Annotated in this window: 17 protein-coding genes; 9 read left to right on the top strand and 8 right to left on the bottom strand. The window is 72.9% G+C overall.

Annotated features, from left to right (window positions below; all coding sequences use genetic code 11):
- Positions 1–361: 361 nt before the first annotated feature.
- The 3 genes from ABZ719_RS04980 to ABZ719_RS04970 all read right to left on the bottom strand — a co-directional run bounded on the left by ABZ719_RS04980 (position 362) and on the right by ABZ719_RS04970 (position 2873).
- A complete protein-coding gene (locus ABZ719_RS04980) occupies positions 362–553 on the bottom strand; it encodes a DUF397 domain-containing protein (protein WP_366723820.1) in 192 nt (63 codons plus the stop codon).
- Positions 554–767: 214 nt separating this feature from the next.
- On the bottom strand, positions 768–1625 hold the full coding sequence (locus ABZ719_RS04975; protein WP_037859385.1) for a helix-turn-helix transcriptional regulator: 858 nt from the start codon (positions 1623–1625) through the stop codon (positions 768–770).
- A gap of 483 nt (positions 1626–2108) precedes the next feature.
- Positions 2109–2873, bottom strand: a complete 765-nt coding sequence (locus ABZ719_RS04970) for a GPP34 family phosphoprotein (protein WP_037859387.1) — start codon at positions 2871–2873, stop codon at positions 2109–2111.
- A gap of 269 nt (positions 2874–3142) precedes the next feature.
- Between ABZ719_RS04970 and ABZ719_RS04965 the strand changes: the two genes are divergently transcribed.
- Complete coding sequence (locus ABZ719_RS04965; RefSeq protein ID WP_366723819.1) at positions 3143–5749, top strand: D-alanyl-D-alanine carboxypeptidase; 2607 nt, start codon at positions 3143–3145, stop codon at positions 5747–5749.
- A 171-nt stretch (positions 5750–5920) separates the two neighbouring features.
- Entirely contained in the window at positions 5921–7801 is a 1881-nt protein-coding gene (locus tag ABZ719_RS04960) for an MFS transporter (protein WP_366723818.1), read from the top strand.
- Positions 7802–7855: 54 nt separating this feature from the next.
- Here ABZ719_RS04960 and ABZ719_RS04955 read toward each other — a convergent pair whose 3' ends face one another.
- From ABZ719_RS04955 to ABZ719_RS04945, 3 genes are all read right to left on the bottom strand, one after another.
- Positions 7856–8740: a MerR family transcriptional regulator gene (locus tag ABZ719_RS04955; protein ID WP_366723816.1), complete on the bottom strand. Its 885-nt coding sequence runs from the start codon at positions 8738–8740 to the stop codon at positions 7856–7858.
- 97 nt (positions 8741–8837) lie between these two features.
- Positions 8838–9362 carry a glutathione peroxidase gene (locus ABZ719_RS04950; protein WP_366723815.1) on the bottom strand — a complete coding sequence of 175 codons (525 nt, stop codon included), beginning with the start codon at positions 9360–9362 and terminating at the stop codon, positions 8838–8840.
- Positions 9363–9371: 9 nt separating this feature from the next.
- The gene (locus ABZ719_RS04945; RefSeq protein WP_366724018.1) at positions 9372–10520 is read right to left on the bottom strand and encodes a helix-turn-helix domain-containing protein; all 1149 of its coding nucleotides are present in this window, start codon (positions 10518–10520) and stop codon (positions 9372–9374) included.
- An 89-nt stretch (positions 10521–10609) separates the two neighbouring features.
- Here ABZ719_RS04945 and ABZ719_RS04940 point away from each other — a divergent pair, with 89 nt between their 5' ends.
- From ABZ719_RS04940 to ABZ719_RS04930, 3 genes are all read left to right on the top strand, one after another.
- On the top strand, positions 10610–11857 hold the full coding sequence (locus ABZ719_RS04940; RefSeq protein ID WP_366723814.1) for an MFS transporter: 1248 nt from the start codon (positions 10610–10612) through the stop codon (positions 11855–11857).
- 132 nt (positions 11858–11989) lie between these two features.
- Positions 11990–14074: a restriction endonuclease gene (locus ABZ719_RS04935; RefSeq protein WP_366723813.1), complete on the top strand. Its 2085-nt coding sequence runs from the start codon at positions 11990–11992 to the stop codon at positions 14072–14074.
- Positions 14075–14173: 99 nt separating this feature from the next.
- Positions 14174–14731, top strand: coding sequence for a hypothetical protein (locus tag ABZ719_RS04930; RefSeq protein WP_366723812.1), 558 nt, complete (start codon positions 14174–14176; stop codon positions 14729–14731).
- A gap of 373 nt (positions 14732–15104) precedes the next feature.
- Here the strand turns inward: ABZ719_RS04930 and ABZ719_RS04925 are convergent, their stop codons facing one another.
- A complete protein-coding gene (locus ABZ719_RS04925) occupies positions 15105–16637 on the bottom strand; it encodes a SulP family inorganic anion transporter (protein WP_366723811.1) in 1533 nt (510 codons plus the stop codon).
- Positions 16638–17045: 408 nt separating this feature from the next.
- Between ABZ719_RS04925 and ABZ719_RS04920 the strand changes: the two genes are divergently transcribed.
- From ABZ719_RS04920 to ABZ719_RS04905, 4 genes are all read left to right on the top strand, one after another.
- Complete coding sequence (locus ABZ719_RS04920) at positions 17046–17453, top strand: MerR family transcriptional regulator (RefSeq protein ID WP_366723810.1); 408 nt, start codon at positions 17046–17048, stop codon at positions 17451–17453.
- Positions 17454–17599: 146 nt separating this feature from the next.
- On the top strand, positions 17600–18406 hold the full coding sequence (locus tag ABZ719_RS04915; protein WP_366723809.1) for a hypothetical protein: 807 nt from the start codon (positions 17600–17602) through the stop codon (positions 18404–18406).
- A 343-nt stretch (positions 18407–18749) separates the two neighbouring features.
- A complete protein-coding gene (locus ABZ719_RS04910; RefSeq protein ID WP_366723808.1) occupies positions 18750–18980 on the top strand; it encodes a hypothetical protein in 231 nt (76 codons plus the stop codon).
- A 376-nt stretch (positions 18981–19356) separates the two neighbouring features.
- Entirely contained in the window at positions 19357–19839 is a 483-nt protein-coding gene (locus ABZ719_RS04905; RefSeq protein WP_366723807.1) for a DUF5994 family protein, read from the top strand.
- Between the two features lie 258 nt (positions 19840–20097).
- On the opposite strand, the gene ABZ719_RS04900 is transcribed toward ABZ719_RS04905, so the two are convergent.
- Complete coding sequence (locus ABZ719_RS04900; protein WP_366723806.1) at positions 20098–20484, bottom strand: STAS domain-containing protein; 387 nt, start codon at positions 20482–20484, stop codon at positions 20098–20100.
- Positions 20485–20710: the final 226 nt, after the last annotated feature.

Raw genomic sequence — 20710 nt, 5'->3', positions numbered from 1 at the left:
TTCGACTTGCTGACCTTGGTTCATCCATGTGAACTGACCGGGAGGGTGGGCGACGGGTCGGGGAAGGCCGGTCGGCAGGCCGGCGAGGGCCGGCAGGGTGGGGGAGGGTGGGTCGGCAGGCGGGGGCGGGTCGACCAGTAGGCGGTGGCGGGCCGGCCGGCGGTGGTGAGTCGGTCGGCGGGCGGTGACGAGCCGGCGGGCGGTTCGGGGCGGGCATGGCGGAGCCCCCTCGGCAAGGACGGCGAACTGGTCGAGGGGGCTCTGCGTGCGGCGCGCGCGGTCCTGCTGCTCGCGCCTGCGGTACTGCTCTTCAGTTGTGGTGGTGCGGGGCGTCGCGTGAGGACCGGAGGACCTGTCCCTCTCAGGCCTTGACCGACGCCACGAAGGAGTTCCACGCGTCGGCGGGGAAGCCGAGCACCGGGCCCTCGTGGACCTTCGAGTCCCGGACCGCCATGGTCGCGACGACCGGTGACTTGACCTCGACGCACGCGCCGTTGCCCGTGGAGTACGAGGACTTGGTCCACGTCTCCGTGGCGCCCTGACGAATTGCCATTTCTGCTCCGGATTGCGAGTGAGGGGTGGAATTGCGGTCACCGCACGACGCGTTCGGGGAACCCACAGCGCGGTTTGCGCCAACGGTGTTGCTCGATGGCGTGATCGACGCTACCCGCCGGGCCCGATGGGTGAGGCGGCCCTTCACTCGACCGGATGGCATATTCCAACGGCTCTTCCGTCGCCAGTGGTCGACGGTGTACCGTGCCCCGCTCTCAGCGCGCGTAGTCCTTCGCGGCCTTCTCGATGAACTCGCGCGACTGCTCCACGTTCAGCGCCTGCGCCCGCAGGTGCTCGTACATCACGCTGTACTTCTGCACGTCGTTGGCCTTCTCCAGGTACAGGTCGCTGGTGACGCCCTCGATGTAGACGACGCTGGAGTCGGCCGTGTCCGGGAACTCCAGGATGGCGTACTGCCCGTTCAGACCCGGGTGCGCGCCCATCTCGAAGGGGATCACCTGGACCGTCACGTGCGGCAGTTGCGACTGCTCGACCAGGTGCTCCAGCTGCTCGCGCATCAGCGAGCGGTTGCCGACGGCCCGGCGCAGCGCGGCCTCGTCGAGGACCGTCCACAGGCGCAACGGGTTCTCGGCGGCGGAGATTCGTTCCTGCCGCCGCATCCGTACCTGGACCCGCTTCTCGATGTCCGCGGGCGCGGTCTCCGGCAGCGCCCCGGCGATCAGGGCCTCCGCGTACTGCCGGGTCTGCAACAGGCCCGGGACGACCTGCGGGTCGTACACCCGCAGACTGGCCGCGTCCGTCTCCAGGCCGATGTAGACGCTGTACGGGATGTCGCCGAAGGAGTGCCACCAGCCCTGCTGGCGCGAGTCCTTGGCCATCTGCATCAGCGAATCGACGACCCGGTGGTCCTCCACCTCGTAGACCCCGCACAGGTCGCGGACGTCGCGCTGGCTGATGCTGCGCCGGCCGTTCTCCAGGCGGCTGATCTTCGACTGCGACACCAGCAGTCGCTCCGCCACCTCCTCGGCCGTCATGCCCTTGAGCTCGCGGAGCCTGCGCAGCTCCTGGCCCAGCCGGCGCCGCCTGACGGTGGGATTGACATTGGACGCCACGGGACGTGCACCTCCGGCTGCATGCCTCTACTTTGCGTATCTGCTGCTGAGCAGATTGCCACCAAGGTGCTTGCCGCCGCTGGGAAACGCCGGATATGCGGCGCGATCCGCGCTGCCCGCGCGCCGGTTCGGCGCCGCGGTGAACGGCCGGGCGGGACACGGGACCTGACGGCCCCGCGCCCCGCCCGGACCAGCGGCTCCCGAACCGGTTCAGGGGACTGCGGTGCGGCGTTGTGACTGTTTGCGGTGCTTGCGGTGCTCGTGGTGCTCGTGGTGCTTTTCAATGCTCGTGGTGCCGGTTCCGGTGCTCATGGAGCTTGGGGTGCCTGCCGGTTGCGGTGCCCGGGCGTTCGCGGCTTGTGGTGCTCGGGGTGCGGTGCGGCGCGGGGCCGGGCGTACCGTGCCCTGCGGGATCGTGCCGTGTGACGTTTCTGCTGCCGCGTCCGCGTTCGCCGCCGCGACGGCCCGGTGGCCGTTTCCTGCTCAGTGCGCCACCGCGCGCGCCATGGAGCCCGCAGCGCGCTGCGGCTGCATCGGAACGCCGTGGGCCGGTTCCGGCGCGGGCCTGCCGCCGGCCGTGGCCTGCCGTCCGCCGGCCGAGGCCGGGCCGCGGCGCGGCTGGGCCGCCACCCCGTTCTGCACGTCCATCACGGCGTGCGCCACGAGACCGCCCATCGGATCGTGCCGGATCAGGTCCCGCAGCCGGGAGCGGGACGAACGCCCCTCGTTGCCCGGATACAGGTGCTTGCCGAGGCCGACCGCGTGGGCCAGCGCGGCGAGCGCCGCGGTCCGCGGGTCCGGCGGTACGCCGGTGCGGATCGCGGAGTCGAGCCGGGCCCTGATCTCCCGGCTGATCACATTGTCCGTCGCCTGGTAGCGCGTCGTCGGCAGCACCCCGCACATCTGGCCGGCCACGGCGTGCACCATGCCGCACCTCTCCAGGTGCGAGAGATAGGTCTGGCGGAGCCCGAGACGGGGCCCGCCGATCCAGTGGACGGCCCGTACCGGAGCGCCGCGCCTTCGCAGCAACTCCAACGCGCAGTCCAGAGTCGGATCTCCTGTCGGCCGTGGCACCACCACGGCGATACGATCCCCGTCCGGGGCTATCCGTCCGGCCAGCGCCAGCTCCACTAGCTGCGCTCCGGCCAGACCCAGGTCGAGCGACTGCGGCTGCGCAGTGGTACCCGTGGCCGGGTCCAGTGCGAGCAACAGAAGCTCCTCCGGAAGTGTTCTGCGGCTCCTGCCCATCCATGCCTCCCCGCGTGGATGAATGACAGGGTGACCCCTCTCACATTGGTCTGTCGAGGGTGCGTGACCGGTTCGTAGTGGAACCAGTAGGTATGTCGTTCTCGTCTTCCGCTTGGGTTTGGTCCGCACACAGGACACTGGTACATGGTTCGGACAGCGGTGCGACCGCGTGATGCAGGCGGTCGTGGGGCCACTGCTCCGGCCGGTCGGTACGGCTGTCGTGCGGGCGGCGGTTCACGGTTCGTAGCGGCACGCGGGGCGTGCGGCACATGGAGGAGGCATCGGTGGCGGGCGAGTCCCCCGACAGGTCGAAGCAGCGCGAGTCGTCGGCAGAACCGACGTCGGGGAGCGCGGGTCCGGTTCCCGGGGCCAGGAGCGAGGCGCGTGATCCTCGCCTCGCGCCGGCGGGGGGGTCCGGCGAGTCCGGTACGACGTCCGGCGCGTCCGGTGGGCCCGGCGGGTCCGGTACGGCGAAGAGCCGGGGTGGCGTGGACACGGCCACGCGGGTGCTCTCGGTGCGGAACGTCGTGACGGACGCGCAGGACGATCCGGAGTCCGGGGAGTCCCAGGAGTCCGGGGGCGGGGCCGCGGAGGCGGTCCGGACGGCCGGGAAGTCCGGGGGCGCGGGCGCGGCGGTCTCCGGCGCGGCGGGCGCCGACGAGAACGAGGACGAGAAGGGGCGCGGCGACACGGAGGACGCGGAGAGCGGGGGCGGAGGCGACCGTGCCGCCGCCCCGGGCGACGCGCGCCTGCGGGCGGCCGTGGCCGCGTGGGTGGACTCCGAGGGAACCGAGGAATCCGGGGACCGGAAGGACTCCGACGGCCGCAAGGACGCCGGGACGGCCGCGGAAGCGGGCGAGACGGAGGAGCCCGACGCGTCCGACTCCCAGGGGGAGTCCGAGGCCGACACCGACGGCCAGGACCGCGAGCCCGCGGCCGCTCCCCAGCGTGCCGCGGACGGCAAGGACGGCGAAGGCGACAAGGGCGGCAAGGACGGCAAGTCCGGCGAGGCCGGCAAGACGGCAGAGCCCGGGGCCCCGGCCAAAACGCCCGACGCCAAGACGACCGACGCCCAGGCGTCCGGCTCCAAGACGCCCAGCTCCAAGACGCCTGAGTCCGAAGCGGCGTCCGGGCCCGAGGCCGAGCCCTCCGTCGACACGCCCACCGCCGTCTTCAAGGCGCCCAGGCCCGCCGTCGACCAGCCCACCACCATGCTGAAGCTGGGCGGCGCACAGAGGGGCGACGCGAAGAACGCGGCGAAGAGCGGCGCGGAGAACGCGCCGAAGACCGGCGCCAAGGCCGCGCCGAAGACCGACGCGGGCAACGCGGCGAAGACCGGCGCCAAGGGCGGCACGGCGGCCGAGGGCGCCGCCAAGGGCCCCCGGCAGGCCGACGGCGGCTCCGCCCCGAAGCCCGCCCCCGGGGCCGGTGAGTCCGAGGCCGAGCGCACCAGCAAGTTCGTCGCGCTCAAGCCCCTCGACGACGCCCCGAAGACCGCGCCCGGCGCGCCCGCGGCCCCCGCCGCGACCCCCACCCCCACCGCCCGCAACCACCGGCCCGGCTTCGAGCCCACCACCCAGCAGCCGCTGCCCCCCAAGCCCCCGCTGGACCTGCTGGCCGAGCTGACGAACACGCCGCCGCCGCCGGAGACCCCGCTGCGCACCACCGTGCGCCGGGTGAAGATCTGGACCCCGCTGGTCCTGCTCCTCCTGGTCGTCTTCGCGATCGTGCAGGCGCTGCGCCCGCTGCCCGCGCCGGGCCTCGCGCTCACCGCGAAGGACAACTACACCTTCGAGGGCAGCAAGCTGACCCTGCCGTGGCCGGGTGAGGGCCAGGGCTGGATGGACGTCGAAGGCGTCGGCACGATGGACCACTTCGGCGAGCAGAAGCCGGCGCCCATCGGATCGGTGGCCAAGACCATGACGGCGTACATCATCCTGCGCGACCATCCGCTGAAGGTGGGCCAGGAGGGTCCGAAGATCAAGATCGACCCGCAGGCGGAGAAGGAGGGCGGCTACGACAAGACCGGTGACGAGTCGACGCTCAACACGGTCAAGGCCGGCCAGACCCTCACCGAGAAGCAGGCGCTGTCCGCCGTCATGATCCCGTCCGCGAACAACATCGCGCGGCTGCTCGCGCGCTGGGACGCGGGGTCCGAGGCGGCGTTCGTCAAGAAGATGAACGCCACCGCCAAGGAGCTGGGGATGGCCAACACGACGTACACCGACCCCTCCGGCCTGACGAAGACCACCGTCTCCACCGCCGAGGACCAGGTGAAGCTCGGCGACCAGGTCGTGAAGAACCCGGCGCTGGTGGCCATCACCAGCGCGGCGAGCTGGACGGACCCGTCCGGCAAGAACTGGCCCAACTGGAACGAACTGCCGTACCGGATGGGCGCGATCGGCATCAAGACCGGCAGCACCACCGCGGCCGGCGGCAACCTGCTCTTCGCCGCCCGCAAGAAGGTCGGCGGCCAGACGGTCACCGTCGTCGGCGCGATCCTGGGGCAGCGCAAGAGCCCGATCCTGACGACCGTCAACCAGGTCAGCAAGACCGCCCTGGAGGCCGCCAAGGGTGCGCTGACCTCGGCGAAGATCCTCAAGAAGGGGGACGTCGTCGGGTACGTCGACGACCGGCTCGGCGGTCACACGCCGGTCGTGGTCACCGAGGACGTCACCGCGGTCGGCTGGGCGGGTTCGCAGGTGAAGGTGTCCTTCGCCCCCGACCAGGTGCCGCACTCGGCGAAGGCCGGCACCAAGGTCGGCACGCTCACCGTCGGTGAAGGCGGCGCGGGCGGTGCGGTCAGGGTCCCGGTCGCCCTGCAGACGGACCTCAGCGAGCCCGGCTTCACGGACAAGCTGACCCGCCTGGGCTGACGTGCTCCCGGCACCCCGTGTGCCGGGGCTTCCCGAGCCCGCGCGCACCCCGTCGCAGAGCCCCACCCGGGCGCTCCCCGGCGGGGTGCGTGCTAGCGTCACGAATCGGGCACGTCACCGGTCGTGGGACGAGGCCGCGAACAGAGGACGGGACACGGGGAGTGCCTTCAGGTGGCCACTGCGGAGCCGACACGCGCCGACGACGCCGATCCGGGCCCGCGCGGCCCGCGAATAGGTTCGCATCCGACGGGCACGGACGGCGACCGGACGCATCCGGACGGTGAGGCGGCCTCCGGTGCCGGACGGTGGCCGCGCGCCCGGGCCGCCGTCATGGCGCTGCGCGAGCGGATGCTCGCACACCCCGTTCTCTCGATCACCGGCCTGGCCGGTGTGCTGCACATCGTGTGGTTCTTCACGTTCGCCAACAGCGGCGGCGACCTCGCCGCGCAGGACGCCTGGGCCGAGTTCGTCGGCCGGCATCCGGACTCGGCGTACAACCTCGCCTGGTACGGCGGTATGCACGCGGTCTCCTACAGCATGGTGTCGCCGTACCTGATGTCCGTGCTCGGCGTCCGGACGACGATGATGATCGCCGGCACGGTCTCCTCCGGTCTGCTCACCCTGATACTCCTGCGCAGCCGCGTGGTCAGGAACCCGCTGTGGGCGGCGCTGGCCGGGGTCTTCGGACTGCTGTGCAACGCGATCTCGGGCCGGGTGACGTTCGGTCTGGGCACGATGTTCGCGCTCGGCGCGGTCGCCGCCGTGTTCTGCTGGCCGCACCGCTGGCGCCGCAGACGCTGGGCGAAGGCACTGGTCGCGGCCCCGCTGGCCGCGCTCGCGACCATGGGCTCACCGGTGGCGGGACTGTTCGTGGGCCTGGTCGCGGTCGCCCTGTTCCTCCAGAAGCGCCGCCCGGGCGCCTGGGCGCTCGGTATCGCGCCCAGCGTCGTGGTGGCCGTCTCGGCGCTGCTGTTCCCCTTCTCCGGCACCCAGCCCATGGGCTTCGGCTCGGCGTCCCTGCCGCTGCTGTACGCCGTCCTCGCCGCCGTCCTCGTCCCCCGGGAGTGGAAGACGGTGCGGATCACCTCCTGGGTGTACGCGCTGTCGGTGGTCGGGGTCTGGGTGATCAGCTCCCAGATCGGTTCCAACATCACCCGGCTGGCGATGCTGTTCGCCGGGACGGCGCTGGTGGCGGCGCTGCCCTTCACGGTGCCGCGCTCGCGCAAGTGGTACACGGCCGTGCTGGCCCTGGCCGGCTTCGGCGTCTGGATCGGCGTCAAGACGGTGGACGACATCGTCCACACCGCGCCCGCCGCCTCCTGGTCGCGCGAGCTGGCACCGCTGGTCAACCAGTTGCAGAAGGCCGGCGCCGAGAAGGGCCGGGTCGAGGTGGTCCCGGCCAGCTCGCACCGCGAGGCCTCCGCGCTCGCGCCCTACGTCAACCTCGCCCGCGGCTGGAACCGCCAGGCCGACATGGAGCGCAACCCGCTCTTCTACGACGACACGCTCAACTCGGCCAACTACCACGAGTGGCTGCAGCGCTGGGCGGTCCACTACGTGGTGCTGCCCAAGGGCGAGCCCGACGGCGACGGCGGACAGCGCGAGCGGGCGCTCGTGCAGCGGGGCATGCCGTACCTCAGCCAGGTCTGGGGCGACGCCAACTGGCAGCTGTTCAAGGTCACCGACCCCACGCCGCTGGCCGAGCCGAACGCGGTCGTCGACCGCGCCGAGCAGGGCGAGCTGACCATCGAGGTCCGCAAGCCCGGCCGCGTCCTCATCCGCATCCCGTACTCGCCGTGGCTGAGCCTCGTCGACGACCACGGCAAGAGCCTGAAGGCGCCGCAGGAGACCGAGGCGTCCAAGCACCGGATCAAGGGCACGCCGAAGACGTTCGACAACGTCAACGGGTGCCTGGCGGAGACACCGCAGGACGCCAGGGGCGACAAGTGGACGACGCTGCTCGCGCCGAAGACCGGCACGTACCGGCTGGCGGCGCCCTACCAGCTCCCCCGGGGCACCCCGTGCCCGGACGAGCTGAAGCCGGCGAAGTGAGCAGCGGGCCGCAAAGCCGGCACCGGGGCCCGGCCCGGCTCCCCCGGCCCCGCCTCACCCGACGGGAAAGGCCGCGTCGCACACGGGGTCCTGCGGCCCCGCAGCGCCCCAGTCCGTGAAGTACACCTCGCGGCACGGCCCCGCCTGCGTGAGGCCCCGCGCGGCGATCCACTGCTCCACCGCCCCGAAGGCGGCCAGGATCTGCGGATGGGCCACCTGGGCCTTGGTGATCCGGGTGTACGCCAGCCGCCGGGCGGGCTCGACGCGCACCGCCGTCTCCCCGGACCGCCCCCCGGCCGCCGCCCACGCCCGCGCGGCCCGCTCGTCGGCGACCGGCACGCAGGACTCCGCGGGACCGTCGCTCTCCATGGACACCTCGGCGTGGTAGACGACGTACGGCGCCGCCGTGACGCCCCCGCACGCGCGCGCCGCGGCTTCCAGCCGGGTCAGTGACGCCCCGATCCAGGCGGGCAGCTCACCCGCCAGCGTGTGCCGGGTCTCGGTGATCACCACCTGCTCGGGCACGTCCACCGTCTCGACCACGAACTTCCCGTACATGTCGCTGTCCCTCCCGGACAGCCGTGCACCGAGGTACTCGGCGAGGGTCCGCTGCCCGGCCACCCGGCTCTCGACGTCCGCCCAGTACGCGGCGAGCACACCGGCCGCCCCGGCGCCGTCCGTGTCCACCGCCGCGACCACCTCCGCCACCCGGGCCAGCGGCATGTCCAGCTGGCGCAGCAGCGCCACGAGCCGGGCCCGCTCGCTCTGGGCGGCGCGGTAGTAGCGGTAGCCGCTGGCCTCGTCGACGTGCGCCGGTGCCAGCAGCCCGAGGCGGTCGTACAGCCGCAGTGCCTTCGCCGACAGCCGGGAGCGCGCCGCGAACGCGCCGATGGTGAGCAGTTCTTCGTCGTCCCCGTCCACCGTGCCATCCTCCGTCACCGGACGGTCCGTCCCGCCCGGCGATCAGAAGACCGGCCCGTGCCCCGGGGGCAACGCCGGCCTGGGCTCAGCCAGCCCGGGTTCAGCCGCCCCGGGCTCAGCCGAGCTGGGCCTCGACGGCCGCGACCAGTTCGGGCGCGTCCGGCTCGGTCTGCGGCGAGAACCGGGCGACGACCTCGCCGTCCCGCCCGATCAGGAACTTCTCGAAGTTCCAGCGGACGTCCCCGCTGTGCCCGCCGGCGTCCGCGAAGCCGGTCAGACGCGCGTAGAGCGGGTGCCGCCCCGCCCCGTTGACCTCGACCTTCTCGGTCATCGGGAAGGTGACGCCGTACGTCGCCGAGCAGAACTGCGCGATCTCGCCCGCGCTGCCCGGCTCCTGCCCCATGAACTGGTTGCAGGGCACCCCGAGCACGGTGAAGCCCTGGTCCGCGTACCGCTCGTGGAGCTTTTCGAGTCCGGCGTACTGCGGGGTGAGCCCGCACCTGGACGCCACGTTCACGACGAGGACGACCCGTCCCGCGTACTGCCCGAGGTCCGCGGAACCGCCCTGGAGGGCGCCGATCTCCACCTCGAGGGGAGAACCCTGGGGAGCCGCGCCGCCGTTGCTGCTGTCAGTGGTCATGTACGGATGCTAGGTCCTGTCGTCACGTTCCCGTCGTCGCCCGGCCCCTGGTGCCGTGACCGGCTCCCCGCCGGACCTCGTGGCCCGGTCGGCCCCCGCGTCCTCCTCGGCCCCGGCGTCCTCCTCGGCCCCGGCGTCCTCCTCGGACCCCGCGTCCTCCTCGGACCCGGCGTCCTCGGCGGCGGCCGCCAGGAGGACCTGGCCCGCGCCCGTGCGGGAGTACAGCACCGACCGCCCCGCCCGGCGCCGCTCCACCAGTCCCGCGTCCAGCAGCACCCGCAGATGGCGCCCCACGGACCCCAGCGCCTGCCCGGTCACGGCGGTCAGCTGGGTGGTGCTCAGCGGTGAACCGAGCAGCGCCAGCACCTGCGCCCGCGAACCGCCCAGCAGCGCCCCCAGCGCGGCGGGCACGGCCGGGCGCCGCTCGCCCGCACCGGCCGCCAGGACCCCCGCGCACGGGTAGACGACGGCGTACCGGTGCTCGGACTCGTCCCACGCCACCCAGCCGTGCTGCGGCGTCACCGGCACGAACAGCAGCTGGGCACCGGAGATCTCGCGCGGCGGATACTCGTGCAGGTTGACCTGGAACCGGTTCTCGCCGAGCCAGCGCGTCCCCGGCCGCAGGGCGTCCAGCACGGCCGCCCAGCCGCCCCGGCTCATCTGCGCCGTCCGCGCCACGACATCGGCCTCGAGGACGCGCCGCCGCCGGTCCCAGGAGGGCCGCACGGCCCGGGTCCAGACGTACTCCAGCAGTCCGGCCGCCCGCTCGGGCAGGTCGTCCCGCTCCAGTTCCGCCGGGACGGCTCCCGCGAGCGAGGTCCGCAGGTGCGCGCGGGCGGCGGCCGGGTCGGCCGCCCGCACCCGTGCCACCCCCTCGGCGAAGGACTCCCGCTCCCGCGGCGTGGGCGTGAGGAAGTCCGCGATCCACTCCCGGCCCAGCCCCGCCCGCACGAGCAGCGCGGTCACCGGGTCACGGGCCAGCAGCGCCCGGTAGGCGGGCAGGTGGGCCCGCAGCCAGGCCTGCTCGCCGGGGTGCCCGCCGGCGTACCCGCCCGCCCCCTTGTGCAGCAGGATCAGGCTCGCGAAGGCCTCGGCGAGCGGCGACAGCACGAACCGGCTCCCGGCGAGCGTGTCCGCGTTGACCTGCCACCAGCCCACGTGCCGCCCGCCCTCCCGCCGGGTGCGGAGGTTTCGCACCCGCGCGAAACAATAACGAGCGCCCGCGCGCCCGCCGCAGACTCCGGCGCATGCGCAGTTACCAGGACCTGTTCCGCACCCCCGAGTTCACCCCGCTCTTCTCGTCCGCCGCCGCCCAGACCGCCGCCCAGACGATGAGCGGCCTGGCGCTGGGCACCCTCGTCTACCGGGCCACCGGCTCACCGCTGCTGTCCGCGGTGAGCATGTTCGGCCAGTCCCTCGCGCAGGTGCTGGGCGCCACCCTGTTCCTGTCCGGCTCCGACCGGCTGCCGCCGCGCCGCGCCCTGACCGGTCTCGCGCTCGCCTTCACGGCCGGCACGGCGCTGCTCGCGCTGCCGGGCCTGCCGCTGGGGGCGCTGTTCGCCGTCGTCCTCGGCCAGGGCCTGGTCGCCTCGCTCGGCGGCGGAGTCCGCTGGGGCCTGCTGCACGAGATCCTCGCGGACGGCGGCGACAGCGGTTACCTGCTGGGGCGTTCGGTGTTCAACATGATGAGCGGCGTCATGCAGATCACCGGGTACGCCGTCGGCGGCGCCCTGGTCACGGTCGTCTCCCCGCGCCTGTCGCTGCTGCTGTCGGCCGCGCTGTACGCGGTGGCCGCCGCCACCGTCCGCCTCGGTCTGAGCCGGCGCCCGCCCCGCGCCCAGGGCCGCCCGTCGGTCGCGGCGACCTGGCGCACCAACGCACGCCTGTGGTCCGACCGGCCGCGCCGCCTGACCTACCTGGGGCTGTGGCTGCCCAACGGCCTGGTCGTCGGCTGCGAGGCGCTGTACGTCTCCTACGCCCCGGGGGCCGCGGGCACCCTCTTCGCGTGCGCGGCCCTCGGCATGCTGGCCGGTGACCTCACGGTGGGCCGCCTGCTGCCGCCCGCCCCGCGCAGGCGGGCCGCCACGCCCCTGCTGCTGCTCCTGGCCGCCCCGTACCTGCTCTTCGCCCTCCACCCGCCCGTACCGGTGGCCGCCTGCCTGGTGACGGTCGCCTCCGCCGGGTTCGGCGCGAGCCTGGTCCAGCAGGAACGGCTGATGACCCTGACCCCCGCGGACCTGAGCGGTCACGCCCTCGGGCTGCACTCGGCCGGGATGCTGACCCTGCAGGGCCTGAGCGCGTCCCTGGCGGGCTCGGTGGCCCAGGTCACCTCACCCGCGGCGGCGATGACGGTGCTGGCGGCGGCGTCGGCCGCGGTGACCCTGGCCCTGGCGGCGGCCGCCCGGCGCACCCCGGCGACGGCCGGGACCGAGGCGGAGGAGCCGGGCGAGGCCGGTGAGGCGGGTGAGCGGACCCGGCCGGCCCCCGCCCCCTGAAGGCCGCCCGGGACTCCCCCGACCGCGCGATGGCTCCGCCCGCCCCGGGATAGAGTCGCCTGATGAACCGGCCGTGGGGGTGACCGGTGATGCTTGGCTGTACCGGTGTCCTGGGGAGGGGGCCTGCGGAGCATGAGTCGTCGCTCTACTGGTTTGGTCGGTGTCTGGGCAGAGGCGCAGCGGCAGCAGCAGCGCCAGCGGGAGGCCGACGACAGGCGGCGCCGGGAACAGGTCCGGCAGGCGCAGGCCTACCAGCGACGGGCCGCCCAGGACCACCGGCAGTACCGGCAGGCGGAGGCCCGGCGGCGGACCGAGGAACTGGACGCGCGGGTCGCGGCGTTGCAGGGCCTGCTGGCCGCCGGGGTCGGGGCACCCGCCTTCACGGCCGCCGCGCTGCGGCGCCCGGAAGAGGTGGAGCCGTTCGCGCCGGGGCCGCTCGCCCAGCCCGTACCCATGCCGCAGCCCCACCAGTACCAGGCGCAGGGCGGCTGGACCGCGGGCCGCCGCGCCCAGGCGGAGGCCGACGCGCGCGCCCGGTTCGAGCAGGACTGGTACGCGGCGCAGGCCGCGGAGGCCCGGCGCCGCGAACAACTGGCGGCCTACCGGCGCGAGTACGAGCAGTGGGCCGCCTCCCGGCTCGCCGAGGTGCGCCGGCACAACGCGGGCGTCACCGAGGTGGCCGAGGGGGTACGGCGCCGTGACCCGGACTCGGTGGTCGAGTACTTCTCCGCCGCCCTGTACGCGTCGACGGCCTGGCCCGAGGGCTTCCCGCGGCAGCTCTCGGCCGCCTACGACGCCCCGGCGGGCCAACTGGTGCTGGACTGGGAGCTGCCGGGGTACGACGTCGTCCCCGCCGCCAAGTCCGTCCGCTACGTGGCCGCCTCGGACGAGGACAGGGAGAGCGCCCGTCCGGTGACGCAGTGCCGGGCGCTGTACCGCGAGGTCGTCGCCCAGTGCCTGCTGCTGGTGCTGCACGAACTCTTCGCCGCCGACCGCGCGTTCGGCGCGCTGGAGTCCGTGGCGCTGAACGGCTTCGTGGACGCCCACGACCCGGCGACGGGCCGGCAGGGCCGCATCCCGCTGGCGACCGTGATGGCGCCGCGCTCCACCTTCGGCGGGCTGCACCTGGAGCAGGTGGACCCGGTCAGCTGCCTCACCGACGCGCTCAGGGGCCAGTTGACGGCGAGGCCCGACCAGCTCGCCGCCGTACGCCCCGGCAGGCGCCCGGAGGACGTCGGCCACGGCGGCCGGGTCGTCACCCACGGCGGCGAGGGCGACGAGGAGCCGGACCTGTACACGATGGACCCGCTCGTCTTCGAGTCCCTCGTCGCCGACCTCTTCCGTGCGATGGGGATGCAGGCGGTGACGACCCAGCGCTCGGGCGACGGCGGCGTGGACGTGGACGCGCTGGACCCCGCGCCGATCACGGGCGGCAGGATCGTCGTCCAGGTGAAGCGGTACCGCAACACCGTGCCGCCCACGGCCGTACGCGACCTGTACGGCACCGTCCAGGACCAGGGTGCCAACAAGGGTGTCCTGGTGACGACGTCGAAGTTCGGGCCGGGCTCGCACACGTTCGCGGACGGCAAGCCGCTGGAACTGGTCTCCGGCAGCGAACTCGTCGACCTGCTGCACCGGCACGGCCTGCGCGGCCGGCTGGGCGACCCCCGCCGGACGCCGGCGCCGGAACCGGCGCCCACCCTCCCGTCCGGCACCGCGGCCCCGGCCTGCGACGACTACAACATCCTGGGCATGTCCTGGTCCGGCGGTGTCGCGCTGGACGTGTGCGCGCTCGTCTGCCGCGGCAACCGGGTCCTCGACGACGACCACTTCGTCTTCTACAACAACCCGCGCACCCCGGACGGCTCCGTCGGCACGGTCGCCGCCACATCCCCGGACAAGGCGGCCCTGCGGGTCTCCTTCGACGCGCTCCCCGCCCACTGCGACCGGCTGGTCCTCGTCGCCGCCGTCGACCCGGAGGCGGACCCGGACGCCGACCTCTCCGGTTTCACCGACGCCCGCATCCGGCTGCTCGACCCGGCCCTGACGGAACTGGGCCGCCTGGAGGTCTCCGACGGCCGCCCCGGCGAAACCGCCCTGGTCCTCGGCTCCTTCCGCCGCAGGTCCACCGACGACTGGGACTTCGTCCTCGGCGGCAGGGGTTACGCCGGCGGCCTGCTCGAACTGGTCGAGGACCACGGGATAGAGGTGGAATGAGGTGACGGCGCCGAGGCGGATGAGGCGACGGCGCCGAGGCGGATGAGGTCACGGCGTAGAGGTGGGGTGCCGGTGAGGGGGCGCCGGTGAGGGGTGCCGGTGTCCCTCTCTCCCCGCCCCGGACTCACCCGTCCGGCGGTCTCCCGCTGGTGGGACGCCCTGCCGCCGCACATGGTGGACGCATCCGACCGCAGGAAGGCCGACATCATGACGCAGCAGCCGGCAGCACCGGGCCCGCACCCCGAGAACCACGCCGCGGACCGGGGCGGAACGAGTCCCTGGGCGGCGGGCGGCACCGTCTTCGCCGGGGTGGTGCTGCTGGTGGTCGGTCTGCTGGACATCCTCAAGGGCATCTCGGCCCTCGCGTCCGACACCCTCTACGGGCGCATCGGCGACTACGTCTACCGCTTCGACCTGACGACCTGGGGCTGGGTCCTGCTGATCGTCGGCATCATCGCCGCCGCCACCGGCCTGGGCCTCCTCACGGACGCGCTGTGGGCCCGCGTGATGGGCGTCTTCATGGCCTGCATCAGCCTCATCGCCAACTTCCTCTGGCTCCCGTACCTGCCCCTGTGGGCGATCATCTCCATCGGCCTGGACGCCTGGGTGATCTGGGCACTGACGGCCCACAGGGCGTCGCGCACCGCCGCGCTGTGAACCGGTCCCGACGTCTGCCGCCCCTCCGCACTTGAACACTTTCGGTTCAGAGGGGAACCGTGACCGGGACGCTCTTCCTCGGCGAGGTCCTGGTCGGCGCGGAGGGCGGCGTTCTCCCGGTGCTCCTGACGGCACTCGGAGTACCACTGGCGGGGCTGGCGGCAGTCGTGTGCAGTGGTGACATCGTCGGCAGGAGCCGCCGGTACGGATGGCTGTGGCCGCACCCTTCCCGCCGGACGTGCGTCCCCGGCGCGCCTGGCGCGTGAGGCTGCGGGCCGTCGCCGATGCGCTCTGGAACTGGCGACGTCCCTGGATGCCCGCTGTTCCGGGAACGGGAGGCCCGGCACCCGCAGGAGTGGACCGGTGCTTCCGCTCAGTGACCCGCGGTGAGTTCGCCGCTGAGTTCGCCGTGGAGGCGGGCGCTGGACGTGTTCAGGCCGATGATCTCGACGTGCTTGCCCCGCTGGGCGTACTTCGTCTCGATGGCGTCGAGGGCGGCCACGGAGGAGGCGTCCCAGACATGGGTGCCGCTGAGGTCGATGACGACCTTGTCGGGGTCGTTCGCGTAGTCGAACCGCGTGACGAGGTCGTTGGAGGAGGCGAAGAAGAGCTGACCCGTGACGGCGTACACGACCTGGGTGCCGTCGGGGTCGGTGACCGAGGTGACGCCGGTGAGGTGGGCGACGCGGCGGGCGAAGACCACCATGGCGGTCAGGGAACCCACGACCACGCCGATGGACAGGTTGCCGGTGGCGACGACGACGATGACGGTGATCACCATGACGGCGGTCTCACCGACCGGCATCCGCCTGAGCGTCGTCGGCTTGACCGAGTGCCAGTCGAAGGTGCCGACGGAGACGAGGACCATGACGGCGACCAGGGCCGCCATGGGGATCGTGGAGACGACGGGGCCGAGGACGATGCACAGGATGAGCAGGAAGAACCCGGCCAGGAACGTCGACAGGCGGGTGCGGGCCCCGCTCTTGACGTTGATCATGGTCTGGCCGATCATGCCGCAGCCGCCCATGCCGCCGAAGAAGCCCGTGACGATGTTGGCGATGCCCTGACCGACCGCCTCGCGGGACTTGTCGGAGGGGGTGTCGGTGAGGTCGTCGACCAGCTTCGCGGTCATCATCGACTCCATCAGCCCCACCAGGGCCATGGCGAAGGCGTAGGGCGCGACGACGGTGAGGGTGTGGAGCGTGAACGGCACGTCCGGCAGCCCCGGCACCGGCAGGGAGGACGGCAGCTTCCCCTTGTCGCCGACCGTCGGCACGGCGATCCCGGCCGCGACGGTGATCACGGTGAGGATCACGATCGCCACCAGCGGCGCGGGCACCGCCTTGGTCAGCCGGGGGAACAGCACCATGAGCACCAGGCCGCCGACGACCAGCGGGTAGACCGCCCACGGCACGTCCCGCAGATTCGGGATCTGCGCCGTGAACAGCAGAATGCCCAGCGCGTTGACGAAGCCGACCATCACACTGCGCGGCACGAACCGCATCAGCTTGGCCACGCCCAGCGCGCCGAGGACGATCTGGAAGACACCGGCGAGGATGACGGTGGCGATCAGGTAACCCAGGCCGTGCTGGCGGACGACGGGCGCGATGACCAGGGCGACGGCACCCGTGGCGGCGGAGATCATCGCGGGCCGCCCGCCGACGAAGGCGAGCACCATGGCCATGGTGCACGCGGCGAACAACCCGACCTTCGGGTCGACGCCGGCGATGACGGAGAAGGAGATCGCCTCCGGGATCAGGGCCAGACCGACCACCAGGCCGGCGAGGGCCTCGGTGCGGAACACGGCGGGCGACAGCCAGGCGGGCCGGCCGGGGCCGCGCAGCAGCCCGGCGGGCGTGAAGCGGGAGGAGGGAGAGGAGGGAGAGGAGGGGGGAGAAGATGGCAAGGACGCGGTACCTGTCGTGCTCGGGCGCACCCGGGCGGCGGCCTGGCGGGGCGCGGAGGGAAGCGGCGGGCCGTACGGCAGGCCGCGGTCGGTCCGCCGTACGCGGGCCGGAAGTCTTCGAGGCGGGGCGGTGACCGGCGGCGGCTGCGCGCGCGGCCCGGCCGGTGTCAGGGGCGGACGATCACGGCGGGCAGGCGTCGGCGCGGGGCGCCATCGGCTCGCGCACGCGTCTCTCCCGCAGGGCTCGGCAGTCTCGACCGGGGGCGGCATCGATCCCGGTACCGCACACAGGCAGAGGCCGGTCCAGCCGACCTCACCACCGGCAACTCTACCGCAACGTTAGAGTTGAGACCGGGGCCGGACGGTGTGCGGCGCCACCGGGGAAGACCCAGGGACCGGAGCGGGAACGTGGACGGCAAGCACATGCACATCGGCGAGGTCGCCGCGCGGACCGAGCTGTCCCTGCGTACCATCCGGCACTACGAGGAGGCCGGTCTCGTCGTCCCCTCCGCCCGCTCGCAGGGTGGCTTCCGCCTGTACACGGAGTCCGACGTCGCCCGCCTGATGGTCATCCGCCGCATGAAGCCCCTCGGCTTCACCCTCGAACAGATGCGCGAGCTGCTGTACGCCACCGACCGCCTGGACTCGGCGGAGGACCTGCCCGCCGGTGAACGGGAGGAATACGTCGAGCGGGTACGCGCCTTCGAGTGCACGGCCGCCGAACGCGTACGGGACCTGCGGACCCAGCTGGCCCGGGCGGAGGAGTTCGCGGCGACCCTGCGCGAACGCCTCGCCTCGGCGACGCCCACCACGTGATCCCTCTCTTCGCTCAACTCCGCTTCCGGGGGACGCCGTTGGCGCCGACCCCGGATGTGAGGCGGAGGGACCTCGGGCGTCGCCCAGTGGTAAGTCCCGCTCTTCGCCAGGTTCCCCTGTGCGGAGTCCCCTCGGCAGGTCGCACCATGCCCGATCTGCTGGACCCCGATCCGTACACGATGTGGCGGCACGCGCTGGCCGGAGCCGACCGGGTCTTCGCCTCACCTCCGGCGCTCGACCGCCCGGTGGACGGGTGCACGTACTGCACCCCGGAGCCGGAACTGCGCCTCCTCGGTGGCGATCCCGCTGCCGTGCCGGAAGATCTCCTCGGGCATTTCATGCGTGAGGTCGCCGGCCACTGGGAGACGGACCAGTACTCCGTCCTGTGGCGCCGTCTCATGCCGCGTGCGCTGCGCCACTGGGGGCCGAAGGGCGAGGGCGCCGCCGATCCCTCCGAGCAACTCGCTCACCTCGGCCCGCACGGGGCCAGGCTCATGGACTGGCCCGCACCCGAACGCGCCGCCGTGGAACAGGCCTCCCGGGCGCTGCTGGCGATCGCCCTGGTCGATGGACGCCCCCCGGCAGACACGATCGAGCTCCTGCAAGGAATAGCCGAGGCAACGGGCGGTATGGAGCCGTGGCTCCGGCACATCGCCGGACTCGCCGGCCCCGAGGCGGACGCCGGACTCGTCCGCCTCGCCCTCGACTGGGCGACCGGCCTCCTCTGGAAGGAACACCTGTTCGCGTGGTGGTACGACGGCGACCCCCAGCAGATCGCCACCTGGCTTACCACCCAGCGAGCCCGCATCGCCGCTTTCGCCACGCGGCATCCGCGCTGCAAGACCGCGGCCGACGCCCTGATCGCGATCGACCATTTCGAAGCCGGTGACCACAGCCCATGGCTCTACCCCGCCGCGAACAAGTTCCTCACGCCGGCACCGGGAGCAGACTGAGGAGACGGCGTGGGTCAGCGCCGGCCGAAGCCCTCCCGATACGAACGACGTCGGTCACGTGACTGCCCTCTCCAGCAGCGAGCCGGGCCGGCCACCGGCGCGAGCTGCGATGCCGCGCCGCCCGGACTTCGGCGGCGGGATCCCCTGCGGCTCTCCGTTCCAAGGGAGTTGCCGCCCGTTCCGGCACGGAATCGGTTCCCGCCGCCGACTGCCCGGACCTCCTCGTGCACGACACCCAGCGGTAGGTGATCAGCCACGTGCACCGGCTGCTCAACCGCCGACGCCCCGCTGCCTGACAGACTGTCAGCAAGCCGTCGCTGACAGGGGGCCGATGTTCGTAGCCATGATTCTGGTGCTGGCCATCCTGGCCATGGGAGGGGCCGTACTGGGGGTGCATGCGCTGCTACTCGGCCGGATGCCTGGCCGATGGCCCCCTCGGCTGGTGCGGCAGCCCAGGCTGTGGGGCGCCGGCGCCCTGCTCGTATTGGTGAGCTGGGATGCCCGCTCCCTGTCGCTGCTCGCGGTGGGCGTCGGACTCATCGCGTTGGGACACGTCGTGAAGCCCGCGTGTTGATCGGTCTGCTGCCTGTGGAGAGCGGCTGCCGCCCACCCCTGCTACCGAAACGGCCCGGACCGTGATCGGTCCGGGCCGTTTCCCCTGGTGCCCCCGGCAGGATTCGAACCTGCGACACCCGCTTTAGGAGTTTTCTCCGAAGGGGCCTGTGACCTGCGGAAACGCTCGCTACAGGGCGCCTGGCCTGGGAAAACACTCCTCCGTGGTTCTCGTGTGTTCACGGGGTTTCCCGGCTTCATGTGTGCTGGATCCGTTCCGGTCGGGGCCGGTCGACAGAGGGCGAGTTCGGAGACGCCGGCGCGCGTGGCACCAGGAGTAGCGTGGCAGGTGCGAGGCGGTCCCGTTGTCGCACCTGCCCTACAGACGGGTGGTCCTCATGACCAGCTCGGATACACCTCCTGTTCCCCGGCGTCTGCCCAGCGGTGTCCACGAGGCCGTTCGGCCGGGTTGTGCGCTTCTCCGGCTGGAGACGACCGCATCACGTGAAGGTGTCCTCGACGGTGCGTGGTGGCCGCGCTCGCGCGACATGGGTGCCGAGCTGCCCGCCCTGCTGAGTGCCCTCATCGCCCACCTCGGCCCGGTGACCCGCGTGGGGCTGGACACCGCAGCTTGGGAAGGTCTCCCGACGCGCATCGTCGTGGACGACCGCGTGGTGCACATCGATTCCTTCCCGGTCGGTGACGACACGGTGCTGATCACCCGGGGCGACCGGGACATCTTCTCGCTCCTGGTGGTTCCGCCGGACGCGGCACCGGACGCCGCCCGCACCGCGATGGCCCAGGCGGTCCGGGCGGACAACATCAGCCAGGCGGAACAGATCCTCATCGACACCGGCAGCGGGCGAGGTTCGTCGGGCTGAAGGGGCACCGCCGGGTGCGACCGGCGCAACGGTTTCGGCCGGCGGGGCGATAGGTCAGCCGCGCCGCTCGACCAGCGCAGGTCTTCACGACCGCCCCGAGCCATCCACGCCGCGGTTCCCTCAAGAGAGACATTCCGCCATGGTCCTATTCCTGAGCGTGCTCATCGCCGCAGTCGCTCTGATCGCCATCGGGGCCGGCGTCGTCGGCACGCTCTGTTTGACCTCCGCCGGTGTACTGCCCCTCATCGCCGATCTGCTCTACCTGGCGGCCCGTTCCGTGTGGCGATCTCCTCGGCGCCCGGCCCGCTGAGGCCGCGCCCCTCCGGGCCTGGTCGCACGGAGCAGACGGGCGGAGCCCGTGTCCGTGAGCAGTCGTTCGGTCGGCGGGGAGGGGTGGTGCAGCCGCAGTGACGCGTGGGTCTCGGCGGCGTGACGTGACACGTCGAGGAAGACGCGCAGGCCGCTGATGTCGCAGCGGTCGACGGTGGTCAGATCGACGTCGATGAGGATGATGCCGTCCTGCAGGCACCGCTCCAGAGCGGCGCGCACCTGGGGCACGGTGGCGGGGTCGATCGCTCCGGCCAGGGTGACCAGTGCCCGCCTGTCCCGGTCGTGCCGGTAGATGTTCAGCTCTGGAAGAGTCATGGCGCCTCGGTTCGGATGTTGCTCAGATGCCCCGGTCCGCGGGTCCTGGCCGCGCCCCGCCCGGTCCGGGGCCCGGGTGAAGTCGGCGCGCGTCGCCGTGGAGTGAGCCGACGGTTCCGAGGCGCGGCCGGGCGGCGGTGGGGAGCCCGGATGATCACCTGTGGTGCGTGGTACGGCTGGGGGACGCTGGGGCCGCGGCGGCCGGGCCGGGGGGCGCTGTACCGGT

It is taken from the genome of Streptomyces sp. NPDC006743, from assembly GCF_040703815.1.
Lineage (GTDB): Bacteria > Actinomycetota > Actinomycetes > Streptomycetales > Streptomycetaceae > Streptomyces.
This window is presented reverse-complemented; position numbering and strand designations above follow the sequence as displayed.